At 42.8% G+C, this 22113-nt stretch carries 19 protein-coding genes; 4 read left to right on the top strand and 15 right to left on the bottom strand.

Annotation, left to right across the window (positions count from 1 at the left end):
- Positions 1-27: 27 nt before the first annotated feature.
- The 14 genes from FTT72_RS07985 to FTT72_RS07920 all read right to left on the bottom strand — a co-directional run bounded on the left by FTT72_RS07985 (position 28) and on the right by FTT72_RS07920 (position 17513).
- Complete coding sequence (locus FTT72_RS07985; RefSeq protein ID WP_180027005.1) at positions 28-1431, bottom strand: amino acid permease; 1404 nt, start codon at positions 1429-1431, stop codon at positions 28-30.
- Between the two features lie 213 nt (positions 1432-1644).
- Positions 1645-2283 carry an ATP-binding cassette domain-containing protein gene (locus FTT72_RS07980; protein WP_180178172.1) on the bottom strand — a complete coding sequence of 213 codons (639 nt, stop codon included), beginning with the start codon at positions 2281-2283 and terminating at the stop codon, positions 1645-1647.
- On the bottom strand, positions 2270-2968 hold the full coding sequence (modB, locus tag FTT72_RS07975; protein WP_180178171.1) for a molybdate ABC transporter permease subunit: 699 nt from the start codon (positions 2966-2968) through the stop codon (positions 2270-2272). The genes FTT72_RS07980 and modB overlap by 14 nt, the downstream gene beginning before the upstream one ends.
- Positions 2969-2971: 3 nt before the next feature.
- A complete protein-coding gene (gene modA / locus FTT72_RS07970; RefSeq protein ID WP_180178170.1) occupies positions 2972-3733 on the bottom strand; it encodes a molybdate ABC transporter substrate-binding protein in 762 nt (253 codons plus the stop codon).
- 9 nt (positions 3734-3742) lie between these two features.
- A complete protein-coding gene (locus tag FTT72_RS07965; RefSeq protein WP_180178169.1) occupies positions 3743-4993 on the bottom strand; it encodes a molybdopterin molybdotransferase MoeA in 1251 nt (416 codons plus the stop codon).
- Positions 4990-5913, bottom strand: a complete 924-nt coding sequence (gene moaCB / locus FTT72_RS07960) for a bifunctional molybdenum cofactor biosynthesis protein MoaC/MoaB (protein WP_180178168.1) — start codon at positions 5911-5913, stop codon at positions 4990-4992. The genes FTT72_RS07965 and moaCB overlap by 4 nt, the downstream gene beginning before the upstream one ends.
- 51 nt (positions 5914-5964) lie before the next feature.
- Positions 5965-6531 carry a molybdenum cofactor biosynthesis protein MoaE gene (locus FTT72_RS07955; protein ID WP_180178167.1) on the bottom strand — a complete coding sequence of 189 codons (567 nt, stop codon included), beginning with the start codon at positions 6529-6531 and terminating at the stop codon, positions 5965-5967.
- A 2-nt stretch (positions 6532-6533) separates the two neighbouring features.
- On the bottom strand, positions 6534-6785 hold the full coding sequence (locus tag FTT72_RS07950; RefSeq protein ID WP_180011191.1) for a MoaD/ThiS family protein: 252 nt from the start codon (positions 6783-6785) through the stop codon (positions 6534-6536).
- A 2-nt stretch (positions 6786-6787) separates the two neighbouring features.
- The gene (gene moaA, locus FTT72_RS07945; protein ID WP_180178166.1) at positions 6788-7825 is read right to left on the bottom strand and encodes a GTP 3',8-cyclase MoaA; all 1038 of its coding nucleotides are present in this window, start codon (positions 7823-7825) and stop codon (positions 6788-6790) included.
- Positions 7826-8180: 355 nt separating this feature from the next.
- A complete protein-coding gene (locus FTT72_RS07940) occupies positions 8181-8804 on the bottom strand; it encodes a molybdenum cofactor guanylyltransferase (RefSeq protein ID WP_373686906.1) in 624 nt (207 codons plus the stop codon).
- On the bottom strand, positions 8804-11596 hold the full coding sequence (locus FTT72_RS07935; RefSeq protein ID WP_180178164.1) for a nitrate reductase: 2793 nt from the start codon (positions 11594-11596) through the stop codon (positions 8804-8806). The genes FTT72_RS07940 and FTT72_RS07935 overlap by 1 nt, the downstream gene beginning before the upstream one ends.
- 226 nt (positions 11597-11822) lie before the next feature.
- Positions 11823-13433 carry a nitrite reductase small subunit NirD gene (nirD, locus tag FTT72_RS07930; RefSeq protein ID WP_180178163.1) on the bottom strand — a complete coding sequence of 537 codons (1611 nt, stop codon included), beginning with the start codon at positions 13431-13433 and terminating at the stop codon, positions 11823-11825.
- Between the two features lie 113 nt (positions 13434-13546).
- Positions 13547-16093, bottom strand: coding sequence for a nitrite reductase large subunit NirB (nirB, locus tag FTT72_RS07925; RefSeq protein ID WP_218953479.1), 2547 nt, complete (start codon positions 16091-16093; stop codon positions 13547-13549).
- A gap of 70 nt (positions 16094-16163) precedes the next feature.
- Positions 16164-17513: an MFS transporter gene (locus tag FTT72_RS07920; RefSeq protein WP_180178162.1), complete on the bottom strand. Its 1350-nt coding sequence runs from the start codon at positions 17511-17513 to the stop codon at positions 16164-16166.
- A 446-nt stretch (positions 17514-17959) separates the two neighbouring features.
- Between FTT72_RS07920 and FTT72_RS07915 the strand changes: the two genes are divergently transcribed.
- Both FTT72_RS07915 and FTT72_RS07910 read left to right on the top strand, forming a co-directional pair.
- Entirely contained in the window at positions 17960-18547 is a 588-nt protein-coding gene (locus FTT72_RS07915; protein WP_078190882.1) for an ANTAR domain-containing response regulator, read from the top strand.
- Positions 18548-18550: 3 nt separating this feature from the next.
- Complete coding sequence (locus tag FTT72_RS07910; protein ID WP_180059975.1) at positions 18551-19546, top strand: ABC transporter substrate-binding protein; 996 nt, start codon at positions 18551-18553, stop codon at positions 19544-19546.
- A 76-nt stretch (positions 19547-19622) separates the two neighbouring features.
- On the opposite strand, the gene catM is transcribed toward FTT72_RS07910, so the two are convergent.
- Positions 19623-20546, bottom strand: coding sequence for a cis,cis-muconate-binding transcription regulator CatM (gene catM / locus FTT72_RS07905; RefSeq protein WP_180109353.1), 924 nt, complete (start codon positions 20544-20546; stop codon positions 19623-19625).
- A 103-nt stretch (positions 20547-20649) separates the two neighbouring features.
- Between catM and FTT72_RS07900 the strand changes: the two genes are divergently transcribed.
- Entirely contained in the window at positions 20650-21759 is a 1110-nt protein-coding gene (locus FTT72_RS07900; RefSeq protein ID WP_180178161.1) for a muconate/chloromuconate family cycloisomerase, read from the top strand.
- 20 nt (positions 21760-21779) lie between these two features.
- A complete protein-coding gene (gene catC, locus FTT72_RS07895; RefSeq protein ID WP_180021835.1) occupies positions 21780-22070 on the top strand; it encodes a muconolactone Delta-isomerase in 291 nt (96 codons plus the stop codon).
- The last annotated feature ends 43 nt before the right edge of the window (positions 22071-22113 follow it).

The following is a 22113-nucleotide window of genomic DNA, read 5'->3' as shown; positions in this document are numbered from 1 at the left end:
CGATTTTTATCGGCGAAACCTTTATTTTTAATTCAGTTCGGAATCATTCTTCAACTTAGCTTTTCTTGTCACAACTAAGCCGCAGAGAACCACCAATGTCGTAACACCTAAAGATAATGAAGTTTCATAACTGTAGGCTGGAGATAAAAACATATAGATCAGCACACTTAAGATCACCAAAATGACTGCCCATGTCAGCCATGGAAATAGCCACATTTTAAACGCAACCTCAGTTCCATTTTTTTCGATTTGTGTTCTCAATTTAAGCTGTGAAAATGCAATCACTAAATAAACCAATAAGGCAATTGAACCTGTTGTAGACAGTAAAAATCCAAATACTTGGCCTGGAAATAAATAATTGACTGCACAGCAAATTAAGCCCACTACAGACGATGCAAATACAGCAATAGCAGGTACACCAGAGGCATTAATAGATGTGACCCATTGAGGTGCTTCTTTGCGTGTCCCCAATGAAAATAGCATCCTTGATGAACTATAAAGTGCTGCATTCATACAACTTGCAACTGCAATAAATACCACACTATCAATAATCAATTTTGATTGAGGGACATTTAAACTGACCAAGACATATTGGAAGGTGCCTAATTGTTGTAATTGCGGTGAACGCCAATCTACCAGTGCAACCGTTATAAAAATTGAAACCACAAAAAATAAGATGACCCGATACAATACTAAATTGGTTGCACGTTTAATTTTTTGTTCAGGATCTTTTGATTCTGCTGCAGCGATCGATAATATTTCTACGCCAAAGAATGAAAATGCTGAAATCAATATTGCAGAAAGTACCCCACCCAGGCCATTTGGCATAAATCCATTATTTTTGAACAGATTTTCCACACCACTCACATCAGGTGCTAACGGCCAAAATCCAAATATTGCGGTGAGTCCAATGGCGATAAAAATCACAATAGCCAAGACTTTTATCAGAGAAAACCAAAATTCAAACTCACCAAAGCTCCGTGTACTAAAAAAGTTGGCTAAACTGAGGAGAATAATAAAAATAGTTGCAAAGACAGCGCTGGATATTGATGGAAACCATGCATGCAAAATTTCTGCACCGGCAATTGCTTCAATAGGAATAACTAAAACCCAAAACCACCAATATAACCATCCGATAGTAAAGCCAGCCCATGGCCCTATGGCTTTTCTTGCATAGGTTGAAAATGAGCCTGTGTCAGGTTGAGCAACTGCCATCTCCCCCAACATTCGCATGACTAAAAAAACCAATATACTAGTAATTATATAAGCAAGAACGGCGGCAGGCCCTGCTTTTGCAATCGCAGCAGATGATCCAACAAACAGTCCAGCACCAATTACACCACCGATACTGATCATCGTGATATGCCGATTAGATAGCCCTGCACCCAGTTTTGCAGTTGAATTATGTGTAGCTAAGCTATCATCATGCATCGATTAGATTCCCTGTCTGCACGTTCAGTCGTACAAATCATTATTTCCAAGATCATTAGGAATAAAAAAGGGAAAATGCTGTGTTCTCCCTTGTTTTGTAACAATTTAATCTAGAAAATGAGTTTTTCATAGTTCTAATCAAAACTTTAAGATGCAGCTTAATGCCATTTTTTCATCTAATTTACTGTTATTACTTATATAATTTATATTTACTTAAAAACTTATTTGACCATTTTCTAGATGCAAAATATGGGCTTTTAAATAATCTAACTCATCACTATGATGCGTGACATATATCATCGGCAGCGCCGACTGTTCTTTCACCGTCTTTAAAAATGGCAATATTTGATCTTTCAGCCTGCGGTCAAGTCCTGTCAGCGGTTCATCTAACAGCAGCAGATCAGGCTGTGACAGCAATGCCCGGCCTATGGAAACACGCTGCGCCTCTCCGCCAGATAGTTCATGTGCCCGCCGTTTGAGCAGTGGCTTCAACTCAAGCAGATCCGCTACTTGCTGAAACTGAAATTGTGCATTTTCCTGAGCAGCTAAGTTCTCTGCATATTGCAAATTTTTCTGCACATTCATATGCGGGAAAAGCCATGCCTTTTGAAAAATCAGCGCTATATGGCGTTTATGCATCGGCACGCTAATTTGCTGTGCGGCATCAAACAATTCACACTGATTCAGCGAAATAAACCCTTGCTGCGGCTGCAGCAAACCAACCAAATTTTTCAGCAGCGTAGATTTCCCACTACCTGATGGCCCCATAATGCCCAGCAGCTGATCCTGCATCTGCAGCCGAGCCTGCAACTTAAAATCGGTGTATTGAAACTGAAAATCACACTGAAGCATGGTCGGCTCCGAGTTTTCGCTGATAGCGCTGTAAAATATAATAATTGGCAATCAATGCGCCAAAAGCCGCCAGCAATGAAAGGATCACTAAACGCATTGCGGCCTCTTCACCATTTGGCTGCTGTATTAGAGAATATATGGCAATCGGTATAGTTCGAGTTTCCTCTGGAATATTGCCCACAAAAGTAATGGTCGCGCCAAATTCACCTAAGCTGCGGCTAAAACCCAAAATACTGCCAATTAAAATCCCTGGTAAAGCCAGCGGCAAGCTAATCGAAGCAAATACCCGTAATGGATGTGCGCCTAGTGAACCTGCAACCTGTTCCAGCTGTTGATTGATCATTTGGAAAGACAAGCGGATCGGCTGCACTATCAGCGGAAAAGCTACAATCATGGAAGCCAGTACTGCACCTTTCCAATTAAATGCCAACTGTATTCCCCATGCATTTAACATCTGTCCAATCCAGCCATTTGAACCAAATAAAATCAACAACAGATAACCCAAAACGACTGGCGGCAATACCATGGGCATTTGCAGTAAAGCTTCAACTATAAACTTCAAATGAAAATCATAACGTGCTAAAACCCATGCCAGTGCAATTGCAAATGGCAAGCAAAATAAAGTCGCACAAATGGAAACTTTGGCTGAAAGATACAGCGCACTCCACTCTTCTGGGCTAAGCATACTTTAGCCTTTCACGCCAAAACCATAATGCTTAAAAAGCATTTTGCTTTGCGCATGGTCTTTAAGATAACGGTAAAACTTCACGGCCTCAGGTTTAGCTGCGCCTTGATGTGTTAAAGCCAATGGATAAATGATCGGTTGATGAGTATGATTTGGAAAAATCCCGGCTATTTTAACTTTAGAACTGATCAGCGCATCGGTACGGTAAACAATCCCCGCTTGGCACTCACCGCGTTCAACAAAAGCCAAAGCCGATCGTACATCATCTGTCCCGACAATCCTTCCATTTAAACTTGATAGCCAGCCCAACTTGGTTAGGCTTTGTTTGGCATATTTTCCAGCAGGTACAGACTCCATTTGCCCTGTACATAAGTGACCTTTGAATGCCTTGGCAAAATTAAACTGCGGCACGGCTTTAAATTGCATATTCACCGCTTTAGGCGTAATCAGCACCAAATCATTGCTTAGCATGTTGAATACTTGCTTTGCAGGTATTTTCTGTTTTTGCACCAAATAATTCATCCAGTCCACATCTGCTGAAAAATACAAATCACTTGGCGCACCGGCTTCAATCTGTTTGGCTAAAGCAGATGACGCGCCAAATACCGGTACAATTTTGATGTCTGGATTCTGTGCCTGATATTGCTTTGCAATATCGCTGATAGCATTGCTTAAACTGGCTGCAGCATAAATTTTGACTATTTCCGCCTGAGATGCGCCAGCAATGAAGCTCAGTCCTACTGCTAAAATAAATTTGAATCGCATAGCAAACTCCTAATGCTGAATAAATACGCCTTGAAGAATTTGTCCTGCTTGCACAGACTGCCCTGCAGGAATCCGAACAATGCAATTGGCTTGCATTAAATTGCTCAACATATGCGACTGCTGTTTAGACAGGCTGGTTAGTTGAAGCTTGCCTTGCTTATCAAAGTGCGCCGACATTCTTAAAAACCGCTCACGTGCATCTGCTTTTAGGTCATGTGTCATGACTGCGCTGAACCAGTCCAGCGCAGGTGTTTGACCTTGTAGGGCTTTCAATAATCTATCTGTATAAATTTGCATGCCGACATAGACTGCAGCGGGGTTGCCCGGCAGTCCGAGTAAATAACAGGAACTGCTGTCAGGACGTCGATATTGTGCAAACAGCATCGGTTTGCCGGGTTTTTGTTTTACTTTCCAGAAAATTTGCTGAAAACCGATGTCCAAGGCTGCGGGACGAACAAAATCATAGTCACCCACAGATACACCGCCAGTGGTTAAAATTACATCAAAGCTGTCTTTTAAACGGTTGAATAAATCCAAGACCGCCTGCTTTTCATCTGCAATATGAATCAATTCAACTTGGACGTGCTGCGACTGAAACCATGCTGAAATCAGCGGCGCATTGGCATCAAATATTTTACCTGCACGATAATCTTCTATATTTTGTGCAACTTCATCACCTGTAATGACCACAGCAACTTTAGGGTAAGCGTAGACCTCACAATGCGAAATACCAGCCATGCTCAGTGCTGCAATTGCCCCAACCGTTAGCTTTTGACCACGGACAGCCAAACATTGTCCGACTGAGAATTCCTCACCTGCATCACGAATATCCGCATGCTTATTTAAAACTGAAGTCAATTCAATTTGCTGTGCATCCGCTTTCACAATTTCTTGCCGCGCTACTGTAGTCGTGCCTTCAGGAATCGGCGCGCCAGTAAATATACGGACAGCTTGGCCTGCTTTTAAAATAGTTTCAGCCGTTTGCCCTGCGCGGATTTCTCCAATGAGCTCAAATTGCGTACCTGCTTTAATTTCACCCGCCGCGCAAATGGCATAGCCGTCTACAGCGCTTTGAGCAAATAAGGGCAGCTGAATTGGTGAATGCACATCTGCCGCCAAATAACGGCCTAAAGCGTGCTGAAGCGCCAAAGTTTCATGCGCTAAACTTTGCGTATGTGTCTGAATCAGCGTAAGCGCTTCGTCCACTGAAATCAGTCCAGCCTCGGCCCCGCAGCCTGCGTGCAATACGGCTTGGTTCATTGGTAGCCTCCTGCATGCGGAATATTCTTCTGCACATCAAATAGATGCACCAAGGCAGGTAAAATGGCAATCAATGATTCTTTTGCGCCTTGTCTGCTGCCCGGCAGTGTAATGACTAAACTGTCATCAATATAGCCGGCAACACCGCGGCTAAGGGCCGCATAAGGGGTGCGTTTCTGCCCAAAACTGCGGGATGCTTCCATCAGCCCTGGAATTTCCCGTTTTAACAGCGGCTGAATGGTTTCAACGGTTAAATCTTTCTGGCCTAGACCTGTACCGCCCACGGTCAAAATCAGCGGATATTGCGTCTTATACTGTTCAATAAGAGCCAAAAGCTGTTCAGGACTGTCCGGTATCACTTGATAGCTGATGTTGCTGAAGTTTGCTTCTTCTAAAATTTCGAGGACATTTTGCCCTGCAGTATCTGATTTTTTACCGGCAGCAACCGTATCTGAAAGCACAATAATCGACGCCGATAAGCTTTCTTTCAATACACGGGTAAAATGTGATTTACCGCCTTTTTTCTTTTGCAGTTTCACCTGATCTAGGCATAAATCTTCAGGCTCACAGTGCGGTTTCAGCATGTCATACAGCGTTAAACCGGCAAGACTGACCGCAGTTAATGCTTCCATTTCCACACCCGTTGGGCCAATGGTTTCGACCACAGCACTGATTTCGACATGCGCCTCAAATAATTCATATTCGACATCTGCACGGTAGATCGGCAGCGGATGACACAGCGGAATGAGTTCATCCGTGCGTTTTGCGCCCAATATACCTGCAATCCGTGCGGTTTTCAGCGCATCGCCTTTTTCTGTATTGCCATTACGCAGCAGTTCAATGCAATGTGGCGGCGCATGCAGAATTCCAGTTGCAATGGCTGTACGGTAACTTTCCGCTTTCATGCCCACATTTTTCATTGCTTTGTCCTTATCTTATTCATTTGCGTCTGCAGTATTAAATTTGGAGTTTTATAGGTGCCATTGGTAAATATTGGCGTTCAAATGCATGGTCTGATGGCTGTTTTGATGTGAATATTCACATGACTCGCCATGAATATGAGCATGCTGCGCTGCATGACTTGTCGCCTTGGGCACATGATCTTTACGAATACAGCAGCCCTCTACATATTGGCTGCTGCCGTCCATATAAAACTCTTCTTTCCAGACCGGAACTTCATGCTTAACCCGCTCAACCGCTTCTTCGCAGGCAGCAAAAGCCTCACGTCGGTGCGGCGCATAGGCCATGGCGATAATGGCGGTATCACCGACCTGCAGCGCGCCAATACGGTGTACAACCCGTACATATGACACGCCGTATTTGGCTTGAATTTCCTGTTCAATTTGCCGGATCATTTTTTCAGCCACAGGCGCATAAGCGGTATATTTCAAAGCTTTTACCGCTTTGCCTTCATGGTGATTACGCACCGCGCCTATAAATACACCTATACCGCCGCATTCAGGAAATGCCTTAATGCTGTCAAAATCGGCTTGGCTGAATACCGTGTCTTGTATGCGTGAAATATGCTTGAGCTCCATATTCAGCCTCCCGCCACAGGTGACAACAGCACAACGGTACTGTCCTGCATCAATGCGGTTTGCCTTGGCACAATGTCTTCTCCCATAGCGCAGGCGCAGCGTTCAAGCATGCTGAACGACTCCGGAAATTGATCTGTAACTTGCTGCAAAACCTCTGCAATCGACTGCTGTGCGAAGCAAGTCAGACTCAAATTCTCTGGCAGCAGGCGTTCAATAGCGCCAAAAGATTCTATTTTGATGGTGATATGAGTCATCTTTAACCTCCAATCATATGCATGCTGATTTTTCTAGATGGACTGGATTGAGCTGTTATGGCATGAAAGCCTTGCTCCTTCTGCCAAATATAACTGCCTAATTTTTGCTGCAAAGCCATTGCATCCAACGGTATTAACTCTGTTGTTTTACTGCTTTTCAGCTGCTGAATTTCATGGCTGAGATTTAAACCTTTTCGGGCAAACAGGCAGTTAAAAAACTCGCCTTGCGCATTCAGTCTCAAACGGTCGCAGCTGCCGCAAAAAGAATTGCTGATGGTTGAAATAATGCCTATAGGCAAGCCGTTGATTAAGTATGATCTGGCTGGCGATGTGCCTTGACCGTGCAGTGTTTGCACTTCAAAAACAGTCTTTAGTTTATCTAGTATGTTTTGTTCGGTAACGACCGCAGCTTTAGACCAGTTTTGATCGCCATCCAGCGGCATAAACTCGATAAACCGTAGTTCGAAACCTTTTTGCAGCGCCCATTTTGCTAATGGAATGATTTGCTGTTCATTCAAGCCTTTGATTAACACGGAATTGATTTTGATTTCAAAGCCCGCTTGCTGAGCTGCTTCAATCCCGTCTAATACAGGCTGTAATTGTTTTTGTGTCAGCTGGAAAAATTGCGCTTCATCCAAACTGTCTAAGCTGATATTTATGCCATCTAAGCCGGCTTGTTTTAAGGCCTGTGCATATTGCTTCAGATAATGCGCATTGGTGGTCATGGAAATACGTTTAAGGCCTAGCTTTCTCAACTGCTGCAGCTGTTGAATAAAATGCACAACGCCTTGACGTATGAGAGGTTCGCCGCCCGTGATCCGGATCTGATCAATCCCGAGCAGCACCATAAATTCACAAAAATTGTAAAGGGATTCAAAACTGAGAAGATTGTGCTTTTTCATCCATTCAGGATGTTCAGGCATGCAATAGACACATTTAAAATTACAGCGGTCTGTCACTGAAATGCGCAACTTGCGTTTTTCACGGCCAAACTGATCCTTAAAAATGGTCACTGGCTGTAATTGTGTCATGCTGTTCATGTTTATCTTCCATGGTGCTGTCATTTGCCCTGTCTTAGCTCAGTACAAATTTTGCGCCCTCTTTTCTTGCAGTAAAAATTGCAATAAGTGTTCCAACTTTGCGCTTTTTTGAATATTTATTTCAGAGGATTTGGTTTGTTTTTTGACACACAAAATCAATAACTTATAAATAACTAATAGCAATTAAAAATATAAATTGCCGTTAAGCCCATTATCTAAGGTATAAAAGCAGTCTGTTTTATCTCTAGATATCATGCTCAAAAGCTTCATATTGGCTGTAGATTTTCTCTCTGGGTTCAAAAACAGCACATTAGGCTCATTATTTGAAATGAAAGCTCCGCAAAAGGTACAGCTTTTAGAGAAAATTCAGCTGACGGTGCTGCTGCAGCTCATCTAGAGAGTTAATGCTGTGAAAAAAGAGTGCATTATTTTGAAAACGTGCAACTTGCATGTGCATTTTACTAAAACACCCCTTCAAACTGCGCTGTTTTTGATCAAGATGCACCTGCAGCATTGTGAGACTGCTTCGTTTCAGCAAACAAAATGGATACAGCGCTTTGCCATTAATTTCCACTACAGCTACTTCACACAAGGGATCCCGCTGCATGGCCTGATGCAATCTCGAAAGCACTTTCTTCGGGATATAGGTCACATCGCACGGGACAAACAAAACATAATCAGACTCAACATGTGACCACGCGCTTTTCATCCCCATCAATGGCCCTAAAAATCCGGCTTCATCATCTTGATAAAAGCGGATCGAGGGAATGAGCCGTTTATAAATCGAATGATCGCGATGGCTGTTGATCCAGACATTTTCAGCTCGTGATTTCAACTGCTGATGGATCTTAATCAGCTGAATTTCATTATCAAATTTTTGTAAAACTTTATTTATACCGTTCATTCTGCGGGCTTGACCGCCCGCCAAAATGACCAAGTCTGTTTCTGGATAGCCTACTGATTTGGTGATTTTCTTCATCATTCTGCGTACTCCGTCTGACAGGCTTTAATTAAGCCTCGAATTTCTGATAAGCACGAACCGCAATTGCCGCCGGCCTTTAAACATGCAGTAACTTGTTTTTCATGGGTAATATTCTTTTCTTTAATGGTTTCGATAATGGTATTTTTACCGACTTTAAAGCAGCTGCACACCAGCGGACCTGCACTGTTGGTCATGTTTATCGGCTGACCTGCAAGCAGCGCTTTGCGGTGCATTGCGCTGAGTCGTTCACGCTTAAACATGCCAGCAATCCAATCACGGTCTGGCAGCATAGAGCGTTGCGCAATATATAGACTGGCAATTAAATGCCCATCTTGCAGCACCACGGTATGACTCAAATCGGCAGTTTGATCTTCCAAATTCAGCCATTCAAAGCTTTCATCGGTAAATGGCAGTAATGTTTTCAGCTGCTGAACCGTGTTTCTAAATTTTTTACGATCGGCCAACTCAAAACGCGTCGCTTTCGCTGTTTTAATTTTGGTCCACCACACCGTGTTTTGAATGGTGTTTTGCACCATTTGCTCAAAGCCGTCACGTACATACAGCACGCCTTGCCACTGTGTATAAAACGGCTGCACAAATACAGGTGTGTGTTTAAACTCAGGTTCGCCTGAAAGCGCATCAACCACAGGGTTAACCACTTTACCAATTCTCGCATCGGACGCTACCTGATCATTCCAATGAATTGGCGCAAAAACTTGTCCACGGCGTATATTGCTGCTGACTTGTGCACGTAAGATGCACAGTCCCCAATTGGATTTAACTTCAACCAATTCGCCATCTTTGACACCAAACTTCAGTGCATCTTGCGGGTGTATTTCACAAAATGGTTCGGCGATATGTGTACTCAAATTTGCAGATAAACCCGTACGGCTCATGGTGTGCCATTGATCACGGATACGGCCAGTATTTAAAACCAGCGGATATTCGCCGCAAATCTTGTTCAAAGGGTCAATAGCGGTTGTTGCTACAAACTTAGCTTTGGCATCCGCATGGCTGAATTGGCCTGCTGCAAACAAACGGCTGACTGCATCAGCGCTCTGATCTAACTGCCAAACTGGCCATTGCACGGGCTTTAATTCAGCATAATCTTGTGCAGATAACTTACTTAAACCCTGCAAATTAAAGTAGCGAAAAGACTCAGTGGTATCACGTTGATCTAAAGGCGTATTTTGATAAGCAGATAATTTTGCATGTTCAATAAATATGTCATAGCTGCTGCTGTAGTCAAAACCGCTATAACCCATCTTTTTCGCAACTTGTGCAATAGACCACCAGTCTGCTCTGGCTTCACCCGGCGCATCTAAAAAAGCAGTTTGACGTGAAATACGGCGTTCAGAATTGGTAACGGTTCCGTCTTTTTCACCCCAGCCCAATGCAGGTAAAAGCACATCTGCATATATTGCTGTGTCTGTGTCTTTGCAAATATCCGACACCACTACAAACTCGCATTGCTCTAAGGCACGTTTGACTTGATCTGCATCTGGCAAGCTAACTACAGGATTAGTAGCCATAATCCAGATGACTTTTATTTTGCCGCTTTCAACCGCCTGAAACAGATCAACCGCTTTTAATCCCGCTTTATTGGCAATAAATGGACTTTGCCAAAACGCTTGTACTAATGCCTGATGCGCTGTGTTATCGACATCTAAGTGCGCAGCCAGCATATTGGCTAAGCCGCCAACCTCGCGGCCACCCATTGCATTGGGCTGACCTGTCATAGAAAAAGGCGCTGCACCTAATTTTCCGATTTTGCCAGTCAGCAAATGGCAGTTAATAATACTGTTGGCTTTGTCTACACCGCGCGAAGACTGATTAACCCCCATCGAAAATAGCGACATAACTTTGTCAGTTTGCGCAAATTTTTCAAAAAATAGCTGTAATTTTTCTAAAGAAATACCTGTACGCTCAGCAACTGCTGTCATAGAAGCTTCTGTTTTACTTTGCTCCAGCGCTTGCGCCAAACCTTGAGTATGTTTGGTGATAAAATCTACATCACTATGATTATTTTGTACTAAATACTGCAGCAAACCGTTGAACAGTGCGACATCTTGCCCCGGTAAAATTGGCAAATGCAAATCTGCAGCCTCACAGGTACTGGTAAAGCGCGGATCAATGACCACTACGAACAAATCACGTTCTTCTTTGGCTTTCATAATGCGCTGATACAGCACGGGATGGCACCATGCTGTATTGGATCCGACCAGCACCACCATATCTGTATGCTCAAAGTCTTCATAGCTTGCTGGTACAAGGTCTTCACCAAATGCACGCTTATGTGCCGCCACAGCCGATGACATGCAAAGCCGTGAATTGGTGTCAATATTTGCAGTACCTAAATAGCCTTTGACAAATTTGTTAACGGCATAGTAATCCTCCGTCAGCAGTTGGCCCGACACATAAAAAGCGATGCTTTCACGTCCGTAAAGATCTATACATTGCTGAAATTTTTCGGCAATCAGTGCTGTTGCTGTGTTCCAATCTGTAGCCTGACGAGTATGAAATGGTGATGTTTGACGCCCAAGCATCGGCTGTAAAACACGTGTTTCTAATCCAATCGTATCGGCTAAGTTACTGCCTTTAATGCACAGCTTGCCATAGTTTGATGGATGGTTCGTATCGCCAGTCACACTGACTTTTTGCCCTAAAGCAGTCTGTTCAACTGTTGCGCTCACGCCGCAACCGACACCGCAGTATGGACAAGTGGTTTGCGTTGTTTTAATTTTATTTTCTGTGGAGCTATGCAGTTCCACTATTGGGATGCTATTCACTTCTGCTGGCTCCTTTTCCAATTCTAACGAGGTATTGCAATAATTTTTAATATTAGACTACTTGCATAAGTAGATTTTTAATCAACACTTAATTCATATAGGAAGTTCCCTCTCCTTTTAAAGGATGAGGAACATAATTCCGCAAGTGGGAGAGGATTTATATGATAAGCACCCTCATCCTAACCTTCTCCCAGTGGGAGAAGGGACTTTCAAAATTAAAGACGCATTACCCTGCTTTCTTTAATGCAAAATCCTTACCAAACAGCAATTTGTTTCGGATGCTTGAAATTGGAGTTTGATCTGAAATCAATTCTGCATACCATGCACCGTCTTCAGTATCGCCAAACAGCACAGCACCAATCACTCTATCTTTTTGAATAATAATGCGTTTATAAATCTGACGCTTTTCATCATTCAAAATGATGTCTTCAAAATCATCCTGCGGTTCAAAGTTGCCAGCTGAAAATACATCACAGCCGCTGACTTTTAACTGCGTCGGAACCGTGGGCGCTTTGAAGGTTAAACTGCCATGTTCGGCCAGATGCGATGCACAAATGAATGCCTGTCCCCAAAGCGGTTCAACTAAACCGAAAGTTTGGCTGCGGTGTTCTATGCATTCACCCACCGCATAAATACTCGGGTCAAAGGTTTGCATGGTGTCATTCACCATCACACCGCGGCCGCAGCGCAGTCCTGCACTTTGTGCCAATGCAATATTTGGGCGAATACCGACTGCAAACACGACAAGATCTGCAGCTAATACCGTGCCATCCTGCAAACGTAATTGTGTCACATGACCATCTTGCCCAATCAACTCTTGGGTATTCGCTGCAGTCAAAATACGAATGCCTTTTTGCTCAATCGCTGATTTCAGCATCAGGCTGGCTTTTTCATCCAGCTGACGGTCCATAATACGGTCCATCAAATGCAGTACAGTAACATTCATGCCACGCTGTTTCAGGCCATAAGCTGCTTCTAGCCCTAATAAACCGCCGCCAATCACCACTGCATTTTTCTTCGTTTTGCAGTAGTCCAGCATTTTGTTGACATCATAAATATCACGGAAGCTGAGAACACCTTTTAAGTCAGTTCCCGGTATAGGCGGAATAAATGGCTTAGAACCTGTCGCTAAAATCAGACGGTCATAATCGATGACCAAGCCTTTTTCTGTGTATACCTGCTTGCGCGGACGGTCTATGCGTACCGCCGCATCACCTGCTACAAAACGGATATTTTTGTCTTTATACCAAGCATGTGAATGCAGCATGATATCTTCAATGGTTTTATCACCTGAAAGCACAGGTGAAAGCATAATTCGGTTGTAATTACCCCAAGGTTCTTCGCCTATGACTGTAATTTCATAACGCTCTGGCGCCATATCCAGCAGATCTTCTAAGCAGCGCATACCCGCTAAGCCATTGCCGACCAAAACTAGTTTCATCAGTTCAGACGATGGCGCGTTATTGGTAATATAGGTTTTTTGAGCAGTTGGACTAATCAGCACACGGCCATTTTCAATTTTGCTTGGAAAAACCAAGAGTTTTTGGTCTTTATCTTCTAAGCAGCGTCCAGTAGCAAGGCTGAAATGCTGTTTATAAATGGGTGATGCAATAACACGTTCACCCTGCAAGTCACCAATAATACCGCGGGACATAACATAGGCTTGGCTAAATGGGTCCTGATTGCTCAGCGCATAAACCCGCTTTTCTTCACCGACACGGAATATCGCAATTTGCTGATTTTCAATCAGTGCGCCCACACCTGTATTTGGCGTAATATCATCTAATGCACAAACATCAAACCAGTCTAAATCATTTATTTCTTTTAAAATTGTCATATTCTTGATCCTTTTTAAACTTCTTTTAGATCACTATCTTTTCATTTTCGCCTTAGCGAGAAACCGAATAAGGATGTAAATCAAATAAAAGAAGTTTTAAATTCGTTATTCTCTTAAGCTTCAACCACTGGAATGCGTGTCGTATCGCGTTCAGCTTCTGTTTTGGGTCTGATTTGACCGCGAACGGATGCAAACTGAATATGCGGATCATTTTGCTGTTCTGCTTTTGCATTCACGAAAGTCACAAAGCGTTTACGTACTTCAGGATCTTCTACAGCAGTACGCCATTCATCTTGATATGTACCCACAACATGGCTCATACGGCGTTCAAGTTCAGCAGCTACGCCAAGCGAATCATTCACAACGACATCTTTCAGGTAATCTAAACCGCCTTCCATGTTGTCGCGCCATACAGAAGTACGCTGCAAACGGTCTGCTGTTTGAATGTAGAACATAAAGAAACGGTCAATGTATTTGATCAATGTTTGCGTATCTAAGTCTGATGCCAAAAGCTCTGCGTGACGCGGCTTCATACCGCCGTTGCCGCATACATAAAGGTTCCAGCCTTTTTCAGTCGCAATCACGCCAACATCTTTACTTTGCGCTTCAGCACATTCACGGGTACAGCCTGATACTGCCATTTTCAATTTATGCGGTGAACGCAGGCCTTTGTAGCGGTTCTCTAAATAAATCGCCAAACCCACAGAGTCGTCTACGCCATAGCGGCACCAAGTACTGCCGACACATGATTTCACTGTACGCAATGATTTACCGTATGCATGACCAGACTCAAAACCTGCAGCAATCAATTTTTCCCAAATTTCAGGCAACTGATGCACTTGTGCACCAAACATATCGACACGCTGACCACCTGTCAGTTTGGTATATAGACCATATTCTTTCGCAATTTGACCTACGGCAATTAATCCATCCGGAGTAACTTCACCGCCTGCCATACGTGGCACGACTGAATAAGAGCCGTCTTTTTGTATGTTGCCTAGGTAGTAGTCATTACTGTCTTGCAAGCCTGCATGGCTTGGTTTAAGTACAAAGTCATTCCAGCATGACGCTAGGATATTGGCTGCCGTCGGTTTACAGATGTCACAGCCTAAACCATGGCCATGCTGTTGAATCAGGTCATCAAAGGTTTTGATTTCGTTCACACGTACCAAGTGATAGAGCTCTTGGCGTGAATAAGCAAAGTGTTCACATAAATGGTTATTTACAGTGACACCTTGACGCTGAAGCTCAGATTTGAGGACTTGAGTGACTAATGGTGCACAGCCGCCGCAAGCTGTTGCAGCTTTGGTGCATTTTTTCAATGCGCCTAAAGAAGTCGATCCGTCAGCAATGGCTGAACAAATGTCTGCTTTAGAGACGTTGTTACATGAACAAATCGTTGCGCTGTCTGGCAACAGATCGACACCGCTTCCGCCCGATTTACCTGCAGATTGTGCATAGCCAGGCATGATTAGGCTTTCTGGGCTTTCTGGAACTTCTAAGCCATTCAGCATCATTTGCAGCAGGTCATTGTATTCTTTAGCACAGCCCACCAATACTGCACCTAGCAGCTTAGTTTTCTCTGCATTCACGACTATTTTTTTATAAACCTGAGCTGCTTCATCTGCATAGAAATAGCTTAAAGAATTTGGTGTCATTGCATGCGCATCGCCTACAGATGCAACATCAACTCCCATCAGTTTCAGCTTGGTGCTCATATCTGCACCAGCGAAAAGCGTGCAGTTTTGTTCCATCACATGCTTTGCTGCAATACGCGCCATGTCATAGCCCGGCGCAACCAGGCCATAAATTTTATTTTGCCAAAGCGCACATTCACCAATGGCATAAATGTCAGGGTTTGAAGTTTGGCAATAGTCATTAATCGCAATTCCGCCACGCTCACCAATGGCTAAACCGCTTTGGCGCGCTAATTCATCGCGTGGGCGGATACCTGCAGAGAATAAGATGATGTCGGTTTCCAGTTCAGAACCATCACCAAACTTCATTACATGCTTCGTATTTGCACCGTCTTCAATGCAAGATGTTGCTTTTTGCGTATGGACTTTAACACCTAGATTTTCAATTTTTGAGCGTAAAACTTTACCGCCTAGATCATCAATCTGAACTGCCATTAAGCGTGGTGCAAATTCAACAACATGGGTTTCTAAGTTTAAATCACGCAGCGCTTTTGCTGCTTCTAGACCCAATAAACCGCCGCCGATCACCACACCTGTTTTAGCATTCAAGCTTGCGGCACGGATGGCATCCAAGTCTTCAATGGTACGGTACACAAAGCAGTTTTCACGTTCATTGCCTGGAATTGGTGGCACAAAAGCGTATGAACCTGTTGCGAGCACTAGCTTGTCAAAAGAAAGAATATCACCGTGATTGGTTGTGACCGTTTTATTGCGCTGATCAATTTCAACCGCTTTGGTGCTAAGGCGTAAATCTATACCGTATGCATCGGCAAAGTCGCTGCGGCATAGGGTTAAATCTTTAGCCGATTTACCGCTGAAATATTCAGTTAAATGCACACGGTCATAGGCTAAACGCGGCTCTTCAGCCAAAATGGTTAATTCAACATCATCACCTGCGTGTTCCAGTACAGATTCGATAAACTTGTGGCCAACCATGCCATGTCCAATCATGATGATTTTCATATTCTTACTCCGCAATTTTTTTTTGTTTGCCCCTAAAGCGCTATGTTTTGTTTAGAGGCAACTTTCAGTATTAGTTTTGAGCTTCAGCTAGATTTCTTTCATTCACAGCTTGTTCAAACAAACGCTGTTCTTTTTCTTTATGCTCTACAGAAAAGCGGATCATCAGTACACAGCTGGCTGCAATCACCACCAAACCGCCAAGCACCATTAGCGTGGTTTGTATATCCAGCATGCCTTTAAGCAAAAAACCTGCAGCCACTGCACCTACGTTACCGCCTGCGCCGATAATGCCTGCCACGCCGCCTAAAGCATCACGGTCAATGAATGGCACCAAGGCATAGGTTGCGCCGCACGCCATATGGGTGAAGAGCGCAAAGACTGTCATTGCAAGGATTGCAAGCACTGCAGTATTCATTTGTGAGAAGACAATCAGGAATAAGCCTTCTAGCAGAATCATGGCAAATAACACTTTGGTACGGCCATCTAAGCCTTTTTTAGTCGCGACTTTGTCCGAAACAATGCCGCCAAGCGCACGAGCAAACAATGCAAGCAAACCAAAGATACCTGCTGCCATACCCGCCTCTTTTAATCCAAAGCTGAAATGGTCGACGTAGTACATTGCTACAATGTTGTGAATAAAGATTTCAATACCGAAACAAGCTGCGTAAGCGCCAAATAGAATCCATACACGGTAATTGCGTGCTGCATGCATTAGAATTGCCAAGCCGCCTTTTTTGTCACTGCCAACACTGATGCCTTGTTCGCGAAGTTCTTTAAAGTTGCCTTGCGGACAGTCTTGTGTGAACTTCCAGTAAAGCACACCAACAATCAGCATCATCACACCGGGTACAATCAGCGCAATACGCCAGCCCATCGCTTGCTCTACACCAAACATAACGAGTGCGCCAAGCAGTAAAGGCATAAGGGCTTGAGTTGCACCGCCGCCTGCATTGCCCCAGCCTGCTGTTGCAGCATTGGCTGTACCCACAACATTAGGCGCAAACATAATGCTTGTATGGTATTGAGTGATGACGAAGCTTGCGCCAATCGCGCCGATCAGCAAGCGGAAGAAAAGAAAGGATTCATAGCTGCTCGCAGAAGCGACACCAAAGACTGGAATACTGCCGATGACTAATAAAGCTGTATAGGTTTTACGCGGGCCATATTTATCACATAAAGGACCAACGATCAGACGGACTAAAATCGTGATCGCAACAGCGGCAATATTAATATTGGCAATTTGATCTTTCGTGAGGTGAAATTCGCCAGCAATCACTGGCATCAACGGTGCACAGGCAAACCATGCAAAGAAGCAAACAAAGAATGCGAGCCAACTCATGTGGAAGGCCCGCATTGCTGCTGAAGAAAAATTAAATAGACTTATTTTTGTGGCTTTTTTGGCATTTAAATTTGAAGACATAACCTTCTCCTGACTGAACTGAACGCATGAATTACTCGGTTATGTCGCTAACACATAACAGAGTCGATCAGAACGGACGTCGTTGGCCGTCTAACAAATTTTTAGAGTCTTCTTTGACTCAATAAGTATTAAGCACGATACGTGCCAAGTTTTTATTTCAATCGTAAATTTCATCTCTATATTTAAGCATTGAGCGCCGATCTATCCGAAAATAAGCGAATTAAGGTAAATAGATAGTCAATATGCCTATAGAGATGCGGCTGAATGTTCAAACGTGGTTCAGCCCTGCACAAGATCAGTGCACGGAAATGGTTCAATTTTAAAATGTGCATATAACCAAGCTAAAATTTAGAAGCAGATTTATATTTTGTATTGTCTTAAAATTTGGCATTTAAATTGCTTAGAAAACTCAATACGTATTTGTTTGGCTCTGTCTGAGCGTTTGCATGCCAAAACTAAAAATAGCCCTAATTGATGATGATCAAGAACGCGCTGAATTTATTCAAGCCTCATTAATTCAACATGACTTTGATGTGGTCGCCAGTTTCATGATTGATCATTTAAATATGTCATATCTGCAAAATATTCAGGCAGATGTGATTTTATTGGATATGGATCATCCACATCGCGATGTCATTGAAAGCTGTGTCAGCCAATTTGACTTACCGACTGTTCTGTTCACTAAAAATTCGAGTCTTGAAATCATCCGAAGCGCGATTGATGCGGGTGTCACGGCATATATTGTCGATGGTATTGACCCTGCACGTTTGAATAGCATTTTAGAAATTTCGATTGAACAATATAAAAAGCATAAAAAACTGCTGAATGATTTGGCTGAAACCAAGTGCAAATTGGCCGATCGAAAAGATATTGAAAAAGCCAAAGTGCTTTTAATACAAATGCATGGTTTAACCGAAGATCAAGCATTTAATTTGCTGAGAAAAAATGCCATGAGTCACCGTATGACGATGGGTGAAATGGCGCGCCGACTGCTTGATGCGCAAGCGCTGTTACAGTCTCAATTTAAGGAATAAACCATGCAAAAGCTTGAAAAAACTGATATTCAATTGGGCTATATTCCTTTACTTGACTGTGTTGCTTTGCTCTGGGCAGAACATCAAGGGTATTTTGCTGAACAAGGCTTGAATGTCACACTAACTCAAGAACCGTCTTGGGCAAGTTTACGTGACCGTCTAGCTTTTGGTTTTTTAGATGCAGCACACTGTTTATCGGCCATGCTGCCTGCGTCTGTGACGGGCAAAGACCATCTCGGCATCCCCTTACAAACCTCACTAACGCTCAGTACCAATTGCGCTTATATTAGTCTGAGTCAAAAGCTCTACTATGAATTAAAGATCCATGCATTAGATCTACCAATTAATTCAGCAGAGAAAATCGTATCTGCGATAAAGCAGAATCAAACGATTCAGTTGGCGCATGTTTTTCAGCATTCGATTCATCATTATATTTTAAGAGAATGGTTGGCACTTGCCGACACAGAACTCGCTCAAACGCAGACCTTTTCAACTCTACCACCGCCTTATATGGTGGAAGCAATATCAACGCAACGAATTGATGGATTCTGTGTCGGAGAGCCGTGGAATACGCAAGCTGAAATACAAGGCTATAGTCGTATCATCGTCAATAGCCAAGATATTATTAAGCCTATACCAGATAAGGTTTTGGCTTTTACTCATGATTGGGCAGAAAAACATCCCAATACCTTAAAGGCGATCAATCTTGCCATCCAAAAAGCACAAAACGATCTACTTCAACAAACACATTTCTCAGAAATATTTTCTTTGTTAAAGCAATATCACATCATCCGTTTTGATTGTTCTGAGCAGATTCACGTCGAGGCTTTTCATCGGATCAAAAGCATCATTCAAAATTTTGGCAAGACCCAAGCGCCACAAACTTCAGACTTTGAATGGATGATTCAAAAAATGCAGCAATATGATCAATTAAATATTGAAGATGAAAAGGTTTTTGAAATAGCACAATCTTGTATTTATCAGGATGCTTTGGGCTGAAGTGATTGATATTCCATAAGACCCTATCATCTGAATAGTGGATCTTGTGTTACATCGACCATGAAACCTTGATTAGTTATGCATCTGCATCGATGGCGTGTAAGTCGATATTTTCTTCAACGAAGACTTCACGAATGCAATCCAGTATCTTTGGAATGTAATTACTATGATCCATATTTCGTACTGACAAAGAGATTGGACTATAGGCTTCCAAATCTAAGATTGGGATGTACATCAAATTTTTCATGCCAATATCACTGGCACTTTCAGGAATCAAGGAAATGCCCTCTCCCGACGCCACTAAGCCCAAAGCCATATGAATTTCACGCACTTCGGTTAAATGTTTAGGTACAAGTCCTAATTCGGTAAATATCGATTGAATGAGCGTGGAAAAATTCGGTTTCGGTGTCGTTGGATAGGCAAAAATTGGTTCATCTAAAATTTGAGAAAGATAAATGCCTTTGTCTTTAAATTCAGCCAAATGATGATTTTTATGAATAGCTAAACGTAGCGCTTCTTTTCTTAATAAAATACGTTTAATGGACGGATCGGTTAAGCGAAGTCGTCCAAAACCAATATCGATTCGACCGGTTTTTAAGGCTTCAATCTGGTCGCGTGTACCACATTCTATGAGTTCAACATGAATATCTGGGTTGCGTTGTCGAAATAGATAAATAATTTGCGGCAATAATGCGTATAAAAGCGAACTGACATAACCAATGCGGACAGTTTTATCGACGGCATTAATTCGCTGTGCCATGGTTTTGGCCTGGGCGGTATGCGTCAATATCTGTACAGCATGCTCATAAAAGAACATACCAGCTTCTGTGGTTTTCACGGGTCTAGAACCACGCTCAAACAAGGTAATGCCCAGTTCTTCTTCAAGCTTTTGAATTTGGCGGCTCAAAGGCGGCTGAGCAATACATAATTTTTCTGCTGCCTTGGTAATACTTTGCTCTTCAACCACGGTGACAAAGTAACGTAAGTGCCTTAATTCCATTTATATACCTTTTAAGTATCTAAAAATACCAAAATCGCTCTAGTTAAAGATATTACATTAAATTAGGGTATATAAATAGTTGGATAGATAAGAAATACGCAAGATGTATAAGTCGATTGAAACCCTGCTCGTGGAAATCCCAACAATCCGTCCGCACAAGATGGCTGTTGCAACCATGCAAACGCAAACCCTTGTTTTGATTAAAATCACCACCGAAGATGGTTATATCGGTTGGGGTGAAGCGACGACGATTGGTGGTCTAGGCTATGGTGAAGAAAGCCCTGAAAGCATTCGTACCAATATTGAAACTTATTTTAGTCCTTTACTGAAAACTCTCACTGGTTTGAATGTTGCTCAAACCATGCAAGCTATTAAACGTAGTATTAACGGCAATCGCTTTGCTAAATGTGCCATTCAAACGGCGCTACTCGATATTTTGGCGCAGCGTTTAAATCTGCCCTTAAGTGAAGTATTGGGCGGCCGTTTACGTGACAGCTTGCCTGTTCTTTGGGTACTTGCATCTGGCAATACGGAAAAAGACATTGCCGAAGCACAAAAGATGATTGCGGCAAAACGACACAATATTTTCAAACTCAAAATAGGTTCACGCCCCGTTGAAGCTGATGTTGAGCATGTTTTAGCTATTAAAAAAGCGTTAGGTTCAGACATTTCTATACGTGTGGATGTTAACCGTGCATGGTCTGAATTAGATGCCATTAAAGGCATTCAGTTGTTACAAGATGGTGGTGTTGACCTGATTGAGCAGCCTTGCGCAATCGATAACATTGACGCGATGCGCCGTTTAACTCATCGTTTTGATATTGGGATTATGGCAGATGAATCACTGATGGGGCCTCAAACGGCATATCAACTTGCTCGGCACAATTCTGCCTCTGTTTTTGCAGTCAAAGTTGCACAGTCTGGCGGTTTAATCGAAGGCTGTGAGGTTTCAAAAATCGCCAAACTTGCGGGTATCGATTTATACGGTGGAACCATGCTTGAAGGTCCTGTAGGCACTATTGCATCGGCACATGCATTTTCTACATTTGACAATTTAGCTTATGGCACTGAGCTTTTTGGTCCATTGCTGTTAACTGAAGAAATTTTAAAAACCCCACTTCAATATCAAGATTTCGAACTCAAGATTCCAACCACGGCAGGTTTAGGGATTGAAATTGATGAAAACAAAATTGATGACTTACGTCGTAAATAACATTTAGCTAGGAGTAAGAAATGCTTTACCAAGTACGCATGGATGTCAATATTCCATTAGATATGCCAGTCGAAAAAGCCAATGAAATTAAAGCTGTAGAAAAGGCTTATTCACAAGATCTACAACGTCAAGGCAAATGGCGTCATATCTGGCGTATCACTGGTCAATATTCAAATATCAGTATTTTTGATGTTGAAAGCAATGAAGAGTTACACAACATTTTACAAGGGCTTCCCCTTTACCCGTATATGAATATTGAAGTTATGGCTTTAAATCGTCATCCCTCTTCTGTTCGTAGTGATGACAGCTGATGTGATTGGATTCCAATTGGGTAGCACATAGTTGGAATCCATT

The organism is Acinetobacter sp. YH01005 (assembly GCF_013420465.1).
In the GTDB taxonomy this organism is placed as follows: domain Bacteria; phylum Pseudomonadota; class Gammaproteobacteria; order Pseudomonadales; family Moraxellaceae; genus Acinetobacter; species Acinetobacter amyesii.
This window is presented reverse-complemented; position numbering and strand designations above follow the sequence as displayed.

Excerpts from the sequence above, each read along its gene's own strand:
- FTT72_RS07900 (WP_180178161.1), top strand. The coding sequence starts at position 20,650 with ATGTATAAGTCGATTGAAACCCTGCTCGTGGAAATCCCAACAATCCGT.
- catM (WP_180109353.1), bottom strand. The coding sequence starts at position 20,546 with ATGGAATTAAGGCACTTACGTTACTTTGTCACCGTGGTTGAAGAGCAA.
- catC (WP_180021835.1), top strand. The coding sequence starts at position 21,780 with ATGCTTTACCAAGTACGCATGGATGTCAATATTCCATTAGATATGCCA.
- nirD (WP_180178163.1), bottom strand. The coding sequence starts at position 13,433 with ATGACAATTTTAAAAGAAATAAATGATTTAGACTGGTTTGATGTTTGT.
- FTT72_RS07920 (WP_180178162.1), bottom strand. The coding sequence starts at position 17,513 with ATGTCTTCAAATTTAAATGCCAAAAAAGCCACAAAAATAAGTCTATTT.
- FTT72_RS07910 (WP_180059975.1), top strand. The coding sequence starts at position 18,551 with ATGCAAAAGCTTGAAAAAACTGATATTCAATTGGGCTATATTCCTTTA.
- FTT72_RS07950 (WP_180011191.1), bottom strand. The coding sequence starts at position 6,785 with ATGACTCATATCACCATCAAAATAGAATCTTTTGGCGCTATTGAACGC.
- FTT72_RS07940 (WP_373686906.1), bottom strand. The coding sequence starts at position 8,804 with ATGAAGAAAATCACCAAATCAGTAGGCTATCCAGAAACAGACTTGGTC.
- FTT72_RS07985 (WP_180027005.1), bottom strand. The coding sequence starts at position 1,431 with ATGCATGATGATAGCTTAGCTACACATAATTCAACTGCAAAACTGGGT.
- FTT72_RS07955 (WP_180178167.1), bottom strand. The coding sequence starts at position 6,531 with ATGGAGCTCAAGCATATTTCACGCATACAAGACACGGTATTCAGCCAA.
- FTT72_RS07915 (WP_078190882.1), top strand. The coding sequence starts at position 17,960 with ATGCCAAAACTAAAAATAGCCCTAATTGATGATGATCAAGAACGCGCT.
- modA (WP_180178170.1), bottom strand. The coding sequence starts at position 3,733 with ATGCGATTCAAATTTATTTTAGCAGTAGGACTGAGCTTCATTGCTGGC.
- nirB (WP_218953479.1), bottom strand. The coding sequence starts at position 16,093 with ATGAAAATCATCATGATTGGACATGGCATGGTTGGCCACAAGTTTATC.
- modB (WP_180178171.1), bottom strand. The coding sequence starts at position 2,968 with ATGCTTAGCCCAGAAGAGTGGAGTGCGCTGTATCTTTCAGCCAAAGTT.
- moaCB (WP_180178168.1), bottom strand. The coding sequence starts at position 5,913 with ATGAAAAATGTGGGCATGAAAGCGGAAAGTTACCGTACAGCCATTGCA.
- FTT72_RS07965 (WP_180178169.1), bottom strand. The coding sequence starts at position 4,993 with ATGAACCAAGCCGTATTGCACGCAGGCTGCGGGGCCGAGGCTGGACTG.
- moaA (WP_180178166.1), bottom strand. The coding sequence starts at position 7,825 with ATGAACAGCATGACACAATTACAGCCAGTGACCATTTTTAAGGATCAG.
- FTT72_RS07980 (WP_180178172.1), bottom strand. The coding sequence starts at position 2,283 with ATGCTTCAGTGTGATTTTCAGTTTCAATACACCGATTTTAAGTTGCAG.